19 protein-coding genes and 1 pseudogene are annotated in these 15710 nt (G+C 31.4%); all 20 read right to left on the bottom strand.

The window, feature by feature from the left end; all coding sequences use genetic code 11:
• Positions 1-66 precede the first annotated feature (66 nt).
• The 20 genes and pseudogenes from HMPREF3264_RS04690 to HMPREF3264_RS04595 all read right to left on the bottom strand — a co-directional run bounded on the left by HMPREF3264_RS04690 (position 67) and on the right by HMPREF3264_RS04595 (position 15703).
• Positions 67-495: a competence type IV pilus minor pilin ComGF gene (locus tag HMPREF3264_RS04690; protein ID WP_256323955.1), complete on the bottom strand. Its 429-nt coding sequence runs from the start codon at positions 493-495 to the stop codon at positions 67-69.
• Positions 482-775, bottom strand: coding sequence for a hypothetical protein (locus tag HMPREF3264_RS04685; RefSeq protein WP_070872118.1), 294 nt, complete (start codon positions 773-775; stop codon positions 482-484). Before HMPREF3264_RS04685 ends, HMPREF3264_RS04690 begins: the two co-directional genes overlap by 14 nt.
• Entirely contained in the window at positions 762-1160 is a 399-nt protein-coding gene (comGD, locus tag HMPREF3264_RS04680; RefSeq protein ID WP_371106822.1) for a competence type IV pilus minor pilin ComGD, read from the bottom strand. Before comGD ends, HMPREF3264_RS04685 begins: the two co-directional genes overlap by 14 nt.
• Before the next feature lie 28 nt (positions 1161-1188).
• Positions 1189-1506 carry a competence type IV pilus major pilin ComGC gene (gene comGC / locus HMPREF3264_RS04675; protein ID WP_002443081.1) on the bottom strand — a complete coding sequence of 106 codons (318 nt, stop codon included), beginning with the start codon at positions 1504-1506 and terminating at the stop codon, positions 1189-1191.
• Positions 1507-1519: 13 nt separating this feature from the next.
• Entirely contained in the window at positions 1520-2587 is a 1068-nt protein-coding gene (gene comGB, locus HMPREF3264_RS04670) for a competence type IV pilus assembly protein ComGB (RefSeq protein ID WP_070831115.1), read from the bottom strand.
• On the bottom strand, positions 2559-3533 hold the full coding sequence (gene comGA / locus HMPREF3264_RS04665; RefSeq protein ID WP_070831112.1) for a competence type IV pilus ATPase ComGA: 975 nt from the start codon (positions 3531-3533) through the stop codon (positions 2559-2561). Before comGA ends, comGB begins: the two co-directional genes overlap by 29 nt.
• Before the next feature lie 54 nt (positions 3534-3587).
• Positions 3588-4211, bottom strand: a complete 624-nt coding sequence (locus HMPREF3264_RS04660; protein ID WP_070872113.1) for an MBL fold metallo-hydrolase — start codon at positions 4209-4211, stop codon at positions 3588-3590.
• A 3-nt stretch (positions 4212-4214) separates the two neighbouring features.
• Positions 4215-4538 carry an MTH1187 family thiamine-binding protein gene (locus tag HMPREF3264_RS04655; protein ID WP_002443093.1) on the bottom strand — a complete coding sequence of 108 codons (324 nt, stop codon included), beginning with the start codon at positions 4536-4538 and terminating at the stop codon, positions 4215-4217.
• Positions 4538-5524, bottom strand: a complete 987-nt coding sequence (locus HMPREF3264_RS04650) for an ROK family glucokinase (RefSeq protein ID WP_002443095.1) — start codon at positions 5522-5524, stop codon at positions 4538-4540. The genes HMPREF3264_RS04655 and HMPREF3264_RS04650 overlap by 1 nt, the downstream gene beginning before the upstream one ends.
• Complete coding sequence (locus HMPREF3264_RS04645; protein WP_002443096.1) at positions 5521-5724, bottom strand: YqgQ family protein; 204 nt, start codon at positions 5722-5724, stop codon at positions 5521-5523. Before HMPREF3264_RS04645 ends, HMPREF3264_RS04650 begins: the two co-directional genes overlap by 4 nt.
• Positions 5705-7168 (bottom strand): rhomboid family protein, encoded by a 1464-nt coding sequence (locus tag HMPREF3264_RS04640; RefSeq protein WP_070872112.1) that lies wholly within the window; start codon positions 7166-7168, stop codon positions 5705-5707. The genes HMPREF3264_RS04645 and HMPREF3264_RS04640 overlap by 20 nt, the downstream gene beginning before the upstream one ends.
• Positions 7169-7720, bottom strand: coding sequence for a 5-formyltetrahydrofolate cyclo-ligase (locus tag HMPREF3264_RS04635; protein WP_070872166.1), 552 nt, complete (start codon positions 7718-7720; stop codon positions 7169-7171). It lies immediately after the preceding gene.
• A 129-nt stretch (positions 7721-7849) separates the two neighbouring features.
• Entirely contained in the window at positions 7850-7999 is a 150-nt protein-coding gene (gene rpmG, locus HMPREF3264_RS04630; protein WP_002433802.1) for a 50S ribosomal protein L33, read from the bottom strand.
• 95 nt (positions 8000-8094) lie between these two features.
• Positions 8095-10239 carry a peptidoglycan D,D-transpeptidase FtsI family protein gene (locus HMPREF3264_RS04625; RefSeq protein ID WP_070872110.1) on the bottom strand — a complete coding sequence of 715 codons (2145 nt, stop codon included), beginning with the start codon at positions 10237-10239 and terminating at the stop codon, positions 8095-8097.
• 120 nt (positions 10240-10359) lie between these two features.
• Complete coding sequence (locus tag HMPREF3264_RS04620) at positions 10360-10959, bottom strand: superoxide dismutase (RefSeq protein WP_070872108.1); 600 nt, start codon at positions 10957-10959, stop codon at positions 10360-10362.
• A 261-nt stretch (positions 10960-11220) separates the two neighbouring features.
• On the bottom strand, positions 11221-11637 hold the full coding sequence (locus tag HMPREF3264_RS04615; protein WP_002443108.1) for a Fur family transcriptional regulator: 417 nt from the start codon (positions 11635-11637) through the stop codon (positions 11221-11223).
• The gene (locus HMPREF3264_RS04610; protein ID WP_070872106.1) at positions 11624-12487 is read right to left on the bottom strand and encodes a metal ABC transporter permease; all 864 of its coding nucleotides are present in this window, start codon (positions 12485-12487) and stop codon (positions 11624-11626) included. Before HMPREF3264_RS04610 ends, HMPREF3264_RS04615 begins: the two co-directional genes overlap by 14 nt.
• A 25-nt stretch (positions 12488-12512) precedes the next feature.
• Positions 12513-13318, bottom strand: a pseudogene (locus HMPREF3264_RS04605) (metal ABC transporter ATP-binding protein).
• Positions 13319-13459: 141 nt separating this feature from the next.
• Complete coding sequence (locus HMPREF3264_RS04600) at positions 13460-14350, bottom strand: deoxyribonuclease IV (protein ID WP_070831099.1); 891 nt, start codon at positions 14348-14350, stop codon at positions 13460-13462.
• A 15-nt stretch (positions 14351-14365) separates the two neighbouring features.
• Positions 14366-15703 carry a DEAD/DEAH box helicase gene (locus HMPREF3264_RS04595; protein ID WP_070872104.1) on the bottom strand — a complete coding sequence of 446 codons (1338 nt, stop codon included), beginning with the start codon at positions 15701-15703 and terminating at the stop codon, positions 14366-14368.
• Between the last annotated feature and the right edge of the window lie 7 nt (positions 15704-15710).

Here is a 15710-nt window from a genome sequence, read left to right as displayed (position 1 = left end):
AAAGATATAATTGATAAATAAAATGAAAAAATTACTATTAAATATAAGCTAATGAACGCCTTTTGTTTATAAAATGATGGTTTTGTCTTTCGTATTGTTCGTATCTCCTATCTTTAATTCTATTTTTATTGTTTTATTGTTCGTTTTTATGATTTTGCTAGAAACGACATTATTCAATAGCGTAATGTTTCCTTTATGGTTAATGTTTTTATAAATTTTATTGTGGTTAAATATATATCTAATCTCTTCTTCCTTACCTCGAATAATTAATCTCGATGAATCTTCAATGCTAATATGATTGTTATATTGTTGCGCTTCTTTCAATATATCTCGAGAAAAGAATTCAAACTCTATATCGTCATTGTCTTGCGCTAAATTCAGATAATGGGAAGTAAGATGTATGAGAGTTGGTAATATTGAAAAGCTAAGAAGTACTAAAGACAAGTTAAAGAGTAATTCGATAAAAGTAAAAGCAGGTATTTTATAGTGAGACACAAGTTTCGATCTTAAATTCTTTATCTTTACCACAAATTTTGTCATGAGATAATTGAATTTCATATTTTTCTATCACGATTCCTTGTTTGAGTTGATTTTCGTTGAAATGAGAAATGCTAGTAAGTATGATTTTTTTAATTTCTAAGGTTTTTAAATCGAGTTGATAAGTTTGATTAAATGAGGAAAGCGATGGCACAAAAATGAGTGTGATAATTCCTATAATAAAAAAGGCAAGTAAACCATCTAGTAATAAAGATGCTTTAAGTTTAAATTTGAACATATCTTATACGTCCCTTTTCAATGTGTAAAATTATTTTGTAAGTATGTTGATTCATGGCAATAATAAGTGAGCCAAAATGGTTTATGTTACCATCTTTATTAAAATTTAAGGTTTTAATTTTCGCTATATTTACTATTTTGCCGTGTGGAATATTAAACTTATATTTGTGGCCTTTTTCTTCGACAACTCGAATGGTATTAGATTTATTAGTAAATACTAAAGCGATAGAACTATTTGAACTTATTGCTTTAGATTTAAAATAATTAAGTTTTGTAATGAAGTGTTTAATTTCGTATTCTTCATTAATTATTTGTAAGTTGATAAGGCTTCTAGACCACAAAGTTGTGACTGTTAATATACTTATAATAAATAATATAAAAAGCATTTCTATAAGTGTGAAGGCGTTTATTTTACTAATTCGCAACTGCTTCACCGTTAGCTATACTAATTGTTTGCCCTGATTTGCAATTTTTCTGTCCTTCTTTAATGAAACCGTCGGAAATTAATTCTTGTATGTTACTCGGGTTACGATTATGTTTCAATGCGTATGCTTCAATTTGACTATTTACCATTTTAACTTGTGCATCGCAACCAGTAGATTGTATATGTGCTGTTTGCTTAGCAATATTAGGGATTATTAGAATCAGTAATAAACTGATAATTAAAAGTACTAATAACATTTCAATAAGTGTAAAAGCTTTGGATTTTTTAAATTTTTTTAATAAGTTCATAATGACTTCTCCTTTACTTAATCGTTTGCATAAGTTCAAACATAGGTAGCATGATGACGAGATATAAAGACACAATAAACAATCCTAAAATAAAGAAAATAACTGGTTGAATCAATTTAGTTTGTTTTATGACTTTATCTTCAAAATGTTGCAATAGCATTTGACTATATAATTTAAGTTCTATATCTAACTTCCCACTTTTTTCTCCCTGCTCGATAAATTTTATTAAATCATTTTTAAAGCATTTTAAATTTTTTAATATAAGCGGAAGTGTTCTTCCGTTATCAGCTCCTTCTAATAATTGACTTCCCAAGTATTTAAAGAATTCGTTGTTTTGTTCATTTTGATAGATAAAGACGATACGTTGGAGACTAACACCGTTTTTATAGAATAATGAAAGTTCATTAGAAAACTGATAAGTTCTATATATTTTGTAATAAGAATTTAAAATTGGAATTTTGAGGATGTAATCTATTTTTTTATCAATGGGTAATTTATTTAAAAGAGTGATGAATGAAAAGTAAATGATCATTGATAAAATTAGAAATAGAAATAAAAAGTTTGGAAGTTTCGTTATGATAAAAGTAAGTATATTTTGAAAGGTAGATAATTCTACATTCATCGTAGAATATAATTGTTGGAACTGTGGAATAACTGTCATATTCAAAACGATAAGCATCACTAGGAAGATGCTAATTAATACTATGGGATATTGTATGGTTTTAATGAGTGCTTTTTTAGCTTTATAATTCCTCTTCATATAATCAATTGAATCTGTTATCGCATTCTCAAGTTTTCCATATTGTTCTGCGAATTTAATTTGATTAAGGATGATTTCAGGATAGCCTATTATTTTTAAAATTTCATAACATGTTGCGCCTGTTTGTAATGATTCAATGATATTTTGACCTATCGTTTTATTTTTATAAGGGAAGTGTAAATTTAGAAAGCTGAAACTTTCAAATAAAGTAAAGCCATTTTGTAATAATTGATTAAGTCGTTGAAGCAATTCAATTAACTGAGGCTCGGTAAGATTTTTTCGCTTTTTAAATTTAAATATATTTGTCGACAATCTCTTCACAGATAATACCTTCCTTAGACATATTACTTAGATGTGTGGACAAATTTGTGAAAGTCTTAGGTAATGCGTGGTTATGTTCAAAGAAATAATTGACTTGATTTTGGTGCATCACTTCACATACTAATTGTCGTGACTTTGCAGTCGTTGTAATTAACCTTTGATTAGATATTAAACTAATAGATTGACATAACTCTTGTACAGTTGCTCCCATCTCTAGCAGTCTGAGTAAGGCTCCTTTACAATCATTTGCATGTAATGTAGTTAATACTAAGTGACCACTTAAACTAGCTTGAATGACGCACTTTGCTACGTATGCATCTCTAATTTCTCCTATTAAAATGACATCAGGATCACATCTTAATATAGCTTTAAATGAATTAGCATAATTAATACCTGCTTTTTCGTTAACTGATATTTGAGTGATACCATCTAGTAATTGCTCAACCGGGTCTTCAATAGAAATAACATTTAAATTCAGATTTTTATGTGCATGCATGACCATTTGATACATCAATGTACTCTTTCCTGAACCTGTGGGACCACTGAATAGCAACAATCCTTGTTTTTTATTCATTAAGTGTTTAAAATCATTGAATTCGTAAGACTCTCTTTTTTGTTGAAAATATTGAGGAACGATTCTGATGACACAACTTTCATTTCCTAATGATAGCGGAAGCGTAGAAATCCTAAGATAATATATATTCTTTAATTTATAAATATATCTTCCGCTTTGAGCAACTTGTTGGGTAGAGACATCTAATCCTGATTTAAACTTCATATAGATAAGTAATTTACTATAGATAGGATGAGCTAACGTATCATAATTAATCAATTGATCGTTGATTCTAAGTTTGATGAGTGTATGATGCTCACTTGGAATAAAATGAATATCACTGACATTGTTATTGATGGCATGATTTACAATTTCTTGAAATAACATTTTCATAAAAACACCTCCTACATATAACAACGTAGGAGGTGTAAAAATTACTTTATTGATTTATCCATTTAAAAATGGATTTAATTGTTCGTCATCCACTGTAGTATAAGGACCATGACCTGGGAATAATGGAAGGTCGCCTTCTAATTCAAATAATTTATCTTTAATAGAGTCGACTAAAGTTTCGTAATCTCCTTTATAAAGATCTGTGCGTCCAATACCATTATTAAATAAAGTGTCGCCTACTACAGCAAATTCATCAAACACATATGTTAAACTTCCTGGTGAATGTCCTGGTGTGTGTAATACATTAAATTTAAAACCTTTAATTTCGGCAGGCCCCTCATTAATACTTAAAGGTTTCGCATTGCTAACTACTTGTGGCATACCATATTGTTTGAATTTAGAAGCACCGTTTTTCTCCGGATCCTGTAAAAAATCAAACTCATCTTCATGCATATATACAGGTACATCATATTTTGTAACTATATCGTCCAATGCACCGATATGATCATAATGTGCATGTGTAAGTAGCACAGCCTTTAAAGGTTTATTTATCTGGTTTAATTTTTTAATAATTTTATCACTTTCACTTGAAGGATCAATTAAAAGAACGCTATCACCATTTTCAATGAAATACGTATTTGTATCCACTAAACCAAGAGTCAAATTGGAAATTCTCATTATTTATTCACCACTATTATCTAAATGTTTTTGAACAGATTTAAGTTTATCATTCATTTTTCTAGATTTATCACGACGGTCGTCGATACGTATATTCGTACAAACTCTGTCTAAACCTTTATCAAAGGGTAATTCATGAATTGCTTGAATGACTTCGAATAAATCTTTTAAGTCACCTTCTATAAGCGTGTTCATTGGTGTAAGTTGATAATCAATTTTACCTTGTTCTTTAAATTCTTTCAGTTTAGTTTGTATTTCTGCGATGTATTTACTTACACTTGGTCCTTCTGTGCCGACTGGAATAACTACAACGTCTACGATTGCCATTATTTTACACCTTCTTTATCTAGAACATAAGTCTTAATTAACCCTGCAGCTCCAGTAATACCTGCGTCGTTTCCAAGTTTTGCCTGAACGATTTCGGTTTCAAATTGAGCTGGAGTAAATGTTAGATTGTTATATTCTGTTTTGATATTTTCAATTAAAATCGGTCCTGCAGTAGACATGCCACCACCTAAGACAATGTATTTAGGATTGCTTGTAACACTAATAATACTGCATAAATAACCAATGTAATTAGCTACCTTTTCAGTGATAAATATACAGAATTGATCTCCTGCTTTAGCGGCATCAAAAACAGCTTTAGCAGTAACATTATTATCCTTAATTAATTGTAAAATTGATGATTTAAAAGTAAGTTTAGGATAATAGAAATTCACTAAATTAACGACACCAGTTGCAGAAGCTACTGTTTCAATACATCCCGATTTTCCACAATTACATTTAAAGCGTTGATCGAAGTCTGCTCTCATATGACCGATTTCAGCGCCTGATCCATTATGACCGTGAACAATCTCTCCATTAGATATGATACCACCACCAAGACCAGTTCCTAAAGTAATTGCAACAACATCATCAGCACCCTCGCCGGCACCTTTATGCTTTTCACCTAAAGCGGCAACATTTGCATCATTATCTACATAAACGGGGCAGTCTACATATTTCTGGAAAACCTCTCTCACATTTACATTTCCAGGCCAATGTAAATTTACAGCACCATTTACAACACCGGTTTCAAAGTTAACAGGTCCAGGTACACCAATTCCTACACCCTGAACATCTTCAAAATTGAAATTAAACTCTTGTACTTTTTGAACAAAAGAATCATAAATGTTTTTTAATAATAATTCACCAGTATGATCGCTAGTATCTGTATGAATTGACCATTTATGTAATTGTTCTAGTTGTGTATCGAAAATTCCCAATTTACAAGTAGTACCACCGATGTCGGCCGCTAAAATAATATTTGTCATTTATGTTCATTCCTTCTCTGATTAATTATCAAAATACATTTTAGATATTCATCTTTAGATAATAACTGATAGTTATATAAAGACTTTATTTCTTGTAACATCATTTCATGCATATCCTCAGGATCTTTAAAATAAATGATGAAACCATATTTCTTAAGTAACTGTAAAACATCATAAAAATTATTTATCTTTCGAGTCACTAGATTCACTCAACTCTTTTTGTAAGTTTTTGTAGTTAGTATTACTAGGGTCGCTTTTTACTGCCTTTTTCACATATTTTAATGCTTTCTTATTATCACTAAGAGAGCGATTAGCTATTGCTAATTCATAATTGAGTATGCCTGAATTGGGATAGCTTTTTAAACCTCTTTCCCATTCTGCTATCGCTTCTGATTGTGAACTTTCAGTCGCTGTGATTAGTCCGCTTAAATAATATGTTTCATCGTCAGCATATTTTTTATTTAAAGTTTGAGTAACCACACTTTTAGCTTCGCTATAGTTGCCAGCTAACATTTGATCTTTTATGAGTTTGTCATAAATATTATCTTCTTTAATCGTAAATATCCTAATTTGCAAAGCAACAAAAATAGTTAATAAAATGATTAAAAATATCCAAAACAACTGACGATTATTTTTAAAATAATATCCAATCAGTGTGATTAATAATCCACCGATAAAACCGCCTAAATGAGCCATAATATTGATATTAGACATGAAAAGCGACAGACCAACTAGGATAACCAATGCAATGAGTAATTGACCAATAACTTTTTTATCGAAGGTTTTACTTAAATACATTATTGCAAAAATAGCCCCAATTAATCCAAAAATTGCACCACTAGCACCAACGGAAATTGTTGATGTGTTAAAAGAAAGTGATACAAAATTACCAAACAATCCTGAAATAAAGTAAATGATTAGCATTCTCCATGAACCCACAATGGATTCAACAATTTTCCCAAAAATAAATAGAGAAAGCATATTCATTAAAATATGTTCAAAATTAAAATGTAAAAACATGGAAGTGATTAAACGATACCATTCTCCATGAACGACATTAAAATGTACAAGTCCACCAACATCTAATAATTTAACATCAGAAAATCTATTAAGATATAAAATCATACATAGCCAGATAACAACATTTATAATAATCAAAAGGTAAGTTGCAGGTGTGAATCTATGCATGTGTTTATCTAAAGGATTATTTGTTAATACTTTTCGTCTATAGTGAGAATAAGTCTTTTTATCATTGTTATTGATAAGCATTTTATGGATGACGAAATTTGGAGTGATTTGTTTTATATCTTCTTCATTTTTGATTATAAAGAAGTTGAGTTTTATAGGATTATTTTCGCTTATTTTTTCTTCAGAAAATTCCCTATCAGTAAAGTAATAAAAATTGTAAGAACTTGGTTTAAACCCAATCTTTTGCGCTAAATCATCTTGATGGTCTAGAATCCTAGATTTATCAAATCTAACTTCTTGAGTCGTACTTACATCTTTTCTAAAAATAACTACTGATTGTTTGCGTTTATGTACCAACCAAATTTCTGCATCATCTTTATCTCGACTTATTACATCGTAGTTTAGATATCTAATCCAGTAATATAAGGTCTTCCAATAAAGTTTCTCAATATTCATTTATTCCTCCACTACATCATTGTCATAAATAATTAATTGATCTACAGGTTGATCGAATGATTCTTTGTCAAATGTAGTAAGTTGAAAATCATATAGCAAGCTAACAGTTTGCGTTTTGTATTGGTTTAAAAATTTATCGTAATAGCCCCCACCATAGCCAATTCGATATCCACTTTTTTCAAAAGCTACACCAGGTACTACTAATAAATCCATATAGTTAGTAAGTTCAGAATCTGAAATAGAATGATAAATACCTTTATTATCTTTTTCAATTTCATTTAGAGATAATAGACGTTTAAAAGTCATCAATCCCTCTTTATAATTTGTTTCTGGAACGTAAACTTTTTTATTTTGTTTAATAGCCGTTTCGATTATTTGATAGGTATCGACCTCATGAGGCATCGATAAAACAAATCCTATGCTTTCAGCATCTTGATAAGCCTTCGTATTAAATAACTCATTTGCTAACCATAGGTCTGCAACAGCTTTTTTATCTTTGTTAAAACTTTTTAGTTTTTCAATTGTTGCTTGACGTATATGTTTTTTACCCAACATTTTCACCCACTTTGTTCAATTCATATTATAACGTTTATCCATAATGATGTCATTAAGTTGCTATGTATTCGAGTATATAAAAACTACCCACAAAATGAAGATTTTGTGGGTAGTTAGCTAAATTAATTATTTAGTTTCACGGTGTAAAGTTTGTTTATTATCACGTGCACAGTATTTTTTCATTTCAATACGTTCAGGATTGTTTCGTTTGTTTTTAGTTGAGATATAGTTTCTATCTCCACATTCAGTACAAGCTAATGTAACGTTTACGCGCATGATTATTCCTCCTTACCTTTTCTAAATACGACCTTATCATTATACCAATTACAAATGTAATTGCAAAGAATAATTTTTTGATATTACGTGTAAACTTATTCCTCATCATCGTCAGAATTACTATCTGAGTCTGAATCATTATTTTGTTGATCGCTTTTAGTTTGCGATGATTTATTGGAATCGTTGTTATCTTTTTTCTCTCTATCTCTAAAGTAATAGTTAATAACGTCTCTTCCTAAATCTCCACCATTTAACCAAGGTGGTGGGACGGGTTGATTGGTATAGACGATTGAGAATGAAAGTTTTGGATCTTTAATAGGTGCGTAACCAATATAAGTAGAGTTAACTCTTGGTTCACCATTTTGGAATACCTCAGCTGTACCCGTTTTACCTGCTGATGGTACGACAGTATTTCTAAAGCTGGCATATCCTGTACCATCTTTTTCATTAAACGCCATTTTGAATCCATCTTGAACTTCTTTGATTTCATTTTCAGAGTTATTCACTCTATTAAGAACATTGCCTTTAATTTTACGTTTTAAAGGACCTAATTCATCCTTATTCGTTGATTCGTGAATCGCTAAACCTATGTGCGGTTGGATTCTATAACCATTATTTGCAATTGTTGAAACGTATTGTGACAACTGCAATGGTGTATACGTATCATATTGTCCGATAGATAAATCTAAGTAGTTACCAGGATTATTTGTTAGTGGTTCGATTTGACCTGGTGTTTCATTTGGTAAATCTACACCTGTTTTAACTCCGAGACCAACTTGATTTAGTCCTTTTCGTAACTTTTGACCTGCCGTTGCAATGTCATTAGGTAATGGCATACCAGAATAATAAGGGTCACCTGCTAATTTTAATGCTGTCTTAAACATAAAGACGTTAGAAGAATGCATAAGTGCTTGCTTATCATTAATTGTCACTCGACCATCTTTGTTAAAGTAAGATCGTTTAGTTAGACCGCCTTGGAAGTGTAATGGTTCATCGACCATTGTTTCTCCTACTTTAATGGCATGATTTTGGTAACCAGCTAATAGCGTGCCACCTTTGACAGATGAACCAACTGCATATTGTGCAGTGAAGTTTCCAATATCAAAGTCTTTAAGTTTACCTTGCTTGTCAATTTGCTTACCAGCTATCGCAAGAATGTCACCGTTTTTAGGATTTTGTACTACTATGAGCGCATTATCCATATCTTTGGCGCCTTGACTTCTCAACGTGGAAATTTCTTTTTCCAATAGAGATTCAACTTTCTTCTGTAAGTCAATATCAATGGTTAATTGTAAATCATGACCCCTTTTTCCTGGGTTGACGACTTCAGAGTTGATGACTTTACCAGATTTATCCGTAGTATATTTCATTTGTTTTTTAGTGCCTTTAAGAACATCTTCATATTGATATTCTAAATAAGATTTACCTACTCTGTCGTTTCTTGAATAGCCTTTAGAAAGATATTGTTCTGTCAATTCTTTTGGAATACCTTCTGAAGAAGTTGAAACGCCTCCGAATATACCTCTTAAAGTATCTCCGTATGGATATTTTCTATCCCAGTCCATAGATGTGTTTACTCCAGGTAACTTTGAAAGTTGTTGAGATACAGCAGCGTATTCTTTTTCAGATACCCCATCATTTTTAATGGTTTGAGGATCTAACGTAGAACCAGCATTCATCTCACGATAAATAGCTAGAATTTGTAAATCTTTTTTACTTAATTCATCTAATTGTTTTTTACCAATTTTATCTCTTTGTTGATTGTCAAATTGTTCTTGAGTAATGCTACCATTCTCTAATAATGACTGCTCTTTTTTCATTAAACGTTTTGCTTGTTCCGGATGGATTTGAACCCAGAAATCTTTTTTGTCACGCTCTGTAATTTTATCCGTGTCCATCTTAATGAGACCAGATAATTTTTTAGCTGTATCAAGCATTTCTTGTTGTGTTGTCTTTTTGTTTCGTGTATATGTAATTGACATCTTTGAAGCATTATCAACAAGGACTTTACCATTTCTATCTAAAATGCGCCCTCTTGGTACTGATTCGTTAACTGTTATGTTTTCATCGTTCTTAATTAATTGTTTGTAATGTGATCCTTGTGCTATTTGCAAATAACCTAACCGTAACACTAGAATTGCGAAGATTAATACGATAAATCCAAATACAAAATTAATCCTCTTGTTCATGGTGTTTCTGGTTTTTTCATCATTTGATTTTTCTTTTAATCTTTTCAGCAAAACAACCTACCTCTATTCAACGTGTCTCATACAAATGATATATGATATTAGATTATTTTTCTATCATTTTGACAAAAAAATAACGGTCTCTCAATTGAGACCGTCAATCTTGTAGCAAAATTATTTTGCTGCTTTATATAATTCGTCAACTTTTTCCCAGTTAACAACATTCCAGAATGCACTGATATAATCTGGACGTTTGTTTTGATATTTAAGGTAATAAGCGTGTTCCCAAACATCTAAACCTAAGATTGGTGTTTTACCTTCAGTTAATGGGTTATCTTGGTTTGGTGTAGTTACAATTTCTAATTGACCGTTGTTTACTACTAACCAAGCCCAACCTGAACCGAAACGAGCTGCTGCTTTGTCAGCGAATTCTTTTTTGAATTCATCTAAAGAGCCCCATTGTTCTTTGATTTTGTCTACAACTTCACCTTTTTCTTCAGAATTAGGTGATAATAATTCCCAGAATAATGAGTGGTTTAAGTGACCGCCACCATTGTTACGTACTGCTGTTTGAATATCAGAAGGTACGCTATCTAAATTTGCAACAATTTCTTCGATTGATTTAGCTTCTAAATCTGTTCCTTCAACTGCTGAGTTTAAGTTAGTTACATATGTGTTATGGTGTTTGTCGTGATGAATCTCCATAGTTTGTTTATCGATGTGTGGTTCTAATGCATCATATGCATAAGGTAATTTTGGTAATTCAAAAGCCATAAATAATCATCCTCCTAAATTGTCTGTACAATAATCATAACAAGTAGCTTTTATAGCAACAATGAATATGCTTACAACACATTCAAATCTAACTACCAATTATTTTTATTACATCTTTAATATATCTCAAATCTGTGAAATTTAAACATAGAAATACTTAAAAATTAATCTTTTATTAATAATTCAGACTATCGGCCTATGTTTTGACGATGAAATCTTTTAAAAATAAAACCATCAACTTAAATAGCTGATGGTTAGAAGTTATGCTTTACGTTGACATGTTTCGCATACACCATAAACTTCTAATTTATGTGTGTGTATCGCGACGTTAGGTAAAAATTGTTTGATTTGCTCAATTGGACAAAAGTCTATCACCTTTGTGTCTCCACATTGTTCACAAATAAAGTGATGATGATGGTGATTAGTACAAGCAATTCTAAATTTCATTTCACCTTCTAATTCAGTACTTTCGATAATACCTAAATCTTTAAATAGGTGGAGGTTTCGATAAACTGTATCGAAAGAAATGCCTGGATAGTCTTTATCCATTTTTTGTTGAATATGTTTGGCATTTAGATATTTGTCTTCTTCTACAAATATATCCAACATATCTTTACGCTTATCTGTATATTTAAGTCCATTATCTTTTAAAATTTTAATAGCATCATTTGTATTCATTTGAAATTGCTCCCTTTTTGAACTTAACTTTTAACTTTTGGTAAATCATTGTTATCATCAGCATAATTACTAATAATACTACAATAACACCACCAGGTGAAATGTTCATATAAAATGCTAAAACTAAACCTAATATGACTGCTGATTCGCCAAGGACAACACTGAGTGCAATGAGCTGTTTAAACCCTTTAGTTAAACGCATAGAGATGGCAATCGGAAGTGTAATCAATGCACTTACTAACAATATCCCTACAACTCTCATTGAAGCTGAAATCACCATAGCTACAATAATAATAAATAAGAATTGAATCCATTTAGGTATACCAATAACCTTACTATATTCTTCATCAAATGATAGTATGAACAACTCTTTATAAAATAATGTAATAAATAGCACGACGATGATTGTAATAACGATTATTGTAGTTAAATCACTTAAATTAACAGCACTAATAGAGCCAAATAGAAGTCCCACTATCTCTTGATTGAAACCATCTGCTAATGAAATAAAGATCGCACTTAGCGCAATACCGGCACTCATTATAATAGGAATCGCTATTTCTTGATAATTTGAAAACGATGTTCTTAACTCTTCAATTAAAAGTGCTCCAATAACCGCAAAAAGTATCCCGAACCACATTGGGTTAATGAGAGACAAAGCTGGTATTACTGTGAGTATAAACATTCCAAATGAAATACCCCCTAAAGTGACATGGCTGAGAGCATCAGCTATAAGTGATAACCTTCTTACAACTATAAAAGCACCTATTAAAGGTGCGATAAACCCTATTAAAATGCCGCTAATCAGAGAGTACCTCATAAAATCAAAATTTAATAACGCGTCTATCACAAGTTACACTCCTTAATATTTAATTTCATGAGCTTTTTTCCTCATCGTTATTGCAACACGCTCTGTTATGTTGATGATCAACGAATTGAATTGGATGACCATAGATTTTAGATATTTCTACTTCATCTAATGATTTAAAATCTTCTGTTGTGCCATGAAAATGAAGATGTTTGTTCAGACATGCAACCTCCGTAGCTGTATCTGCAACTACTCCAATATCATGTGTCACCAGAATAATCGTGATACCTTCTTTTTTGAGCCTATCTAATGTTTCGTAAAACTCGTTCACATGTTTCGCATCAATACCATTGGTTGGCTCGTCTAAAACTAATACACTCGGATTTGAAATCAGTGCCCTAGCAATTAATACACGTTGCTGTTGGCCTCCTGATAATTCGGCAATATTTTTATTGATTAAGTGAGAAATGTTTAATCGTTTTAATACATCTTCCATTTTTTTATTATCACTTTTATTAAATTTCTGGAAAAGTTTCTTTGTCTTAGTTAAACCACTTAATACAACTTCTTTTACACTTGCTGGAAAACCTGCATTAAATGCTGTTGCTTTTTGGGAAACATAACTAATTTTTAAAGATGATTTGTTGCCTTTATACAAATGACCCTCAACAAATATTTCTCCTTTTTGTAAAGGTAACAGCCCTAAAATGATTTAAGTAAAGTTGACTTTCCAGCACCATTTGGACCAACGATGGCAAGAAATTCTCCTTTGTTAATTTTAATATTTATATTTTCTAATACATGCTTATTGTCGAAATAATAATCTATATTTCGTAATTCGAAAACTGGCGTCGTCATGTTTTCACCTCGCATATAACTATACAGCTTTGCAAATGTTATGTAAATAGTAATGTTTACGACTAAATAAAAGAAGCGAGATTGAAATCATTTATCAAATGGTATGATTTCATTATCTCGCTTCGTCGGGTGTTTCCTGTATTAGGAAAAAGCTATTTATTGATTTAAAATTTTATTTTTAAGATCTGAATCAAATTGTTGTGCTTTTAACATTTCGATTTCAAATTTATAAGGTGGTTTTTTATTTTTCTTATCTTCACCAACATAAGGTGTTTCTAAAATTTTAGGAATATCTTTAAATGCATCATGGTGGACAACATAGTTTAAAGCGTCGAAGCCAATATGACCAAAGCCAATATTTTCATGACGGTCTTTATGTGCGCCTATTTCATTTTTACTGTCATTCACATGTACAACTTTAATACGGTCTACGCCTATGATTTTATCAAATTCATTCAATACACCATCGAAGTCTTCTTTGACATTATAACCAGCATCATGTGTATGGCATGTGTCAAAACAAATTGATAAACGATCATTATGTGTCACGCCATCAATTATTTGAGCGATTTCCTCGAATGAGCGACCTACTTCTGAGCCTTTACCGGCCATTGTCTCAAGTGCAATTCGCACATCATTATCGTGTGTTAAGACTTCATTAAGACCTTCGATAATCTTTTTAATACCTACGTCTGCTCCAGCGCCTACATGAGAGCCAGGATGTAGTACAATATCTTTTGCGCCAATCGCTTGCGTACGTTCAATCTCATTTTGTAAAAAATCTACACCTAAGTTGAATACCTCAGGTTTCGTCGTATTAGCGATGTTAATAATATAGGGTGCATGAACGATAATATTAGATAAACCATATTCCTTCATGGCCTCATGTCCTTTTTCTATATTTAAATCTTCAATGCTTTTTCTTCTCGTATTCTGAGGAGCCCCAGTATATATCATAAATGTAGATTCACCGAATTTATGGGCTTCTTCTGCAGAGCCTTGTAACATCTTTTTACCACTCATTGAAACATGAGAACCTAATAACATGTCATTCACCTATCCTTAATTATTTTTACGTTTTTGTCTGTTTTGTCTTTTACTATAAAGCTTTCTCTCTTGACGTTTCATTTTTTCTACTTCTTGCTTAAACTTTTTCTTATAACCTGGTTTAACTTTTCTTTTGGATTTACTTCGAACTTTATGTTTAACTTCGTTTGTTAGATGGTCATCTTTGCGTTGTCTTGTTCGTCTTGTATCATGTGCTTTAATCGGTTTTAGTTCGCCATTTTTAATGTCTACATTTTCAAAATGATAGCCTTTATCTTCGATTAATGAAATATTATACTCTTCATCAGGACTATAAAGCGTAATTGCTACTCCTTTATAATTACCCCTTCCTGTTCGTCCTACGCGATGAGTAAAGAAATCAATATCATTTGGTACGTCAAAGTTAATCACGTGACTCACGCCTTCGATATCGATACCTCTTGAAGCAAGATCACTTGCAATCACGTATTGGAAGTCTAAGTTTCTAATACGCTTCATTTGTTGTTTACGTTCTCTAGGTGTTAAGCCCCCGTGAATCATACCAACTTTAATACCTTCATTATTTAAAGAATTTGCAAGTTCGTTTGCATTTTCTCTACTATTACAGAAAATGATACATAAATACGGATTTAACATATCGATAAGACTTAACGTTTTATCGATTTTGGCAGTACCTTTTGTAGGTATAAGATAAAATTCAATGTTTTTCTTATTTTGAGACTTACTATCAACCTCAACGAATTCAGGTTGACTTAAATATTTATTTAAAAATGGTTGCAATGATTTAGGAATAGTTGCACTAAATACTGCAATGTGAGCCTCGTCATCTAATCTTGCTGCGATATAATCTACATCTTCAATTAAACCTAAATCAATCATTAAGTCAGCTTCGTCCACAATTAAATTGCTGGCAAGGTGCGCATGAAGATATCCGCCTTGTGCAAGATCATTAATCCGTGTAGGTGTACCAATAATTAATTGGGGTTGTCTATTACAACGTTGTTTATCTTTTTCGATATCTGTACCACCGATAAACAATTTAACACTTACCTCTTGTTTGAATTGACTCAGATGACTAGCCGCTTGAAATAATTGTTGAGCGAGTTCTCGTGTTGGTGCAACGACAATGGCTTGTGGTTCTTGAACATCTACATCAATCTTTTGCATTAAAGGTAATAAGAAAGAATGTGACTTTCCTGTACCTGTTTGTGATTGACCAATCAAGTTAGTACCTTTCAATATTCTAGGGATTATTCTATTTTGTATTTCTGTAGGTTTTTCAAAATTAAGGTCTTGAACCGCTTTAATTAAACTTTCGTCTAAATTAAAATGCTCAAATGGATGTTTTGCCATGATATGG

This window comes from Staphylococcus sp. HMSC62A08 (genome assembly GCF_001839105.1).
GTDB classification, from domain to species: Bacteria; Bacillota; Bacilli; order Staphylococcales; family Staphylococcaceae; genus Staphylococcus; species Staphylococcus caprae.
This window is presented reverse-complemented; position numbering and strand designations above follow the sequence as displayed.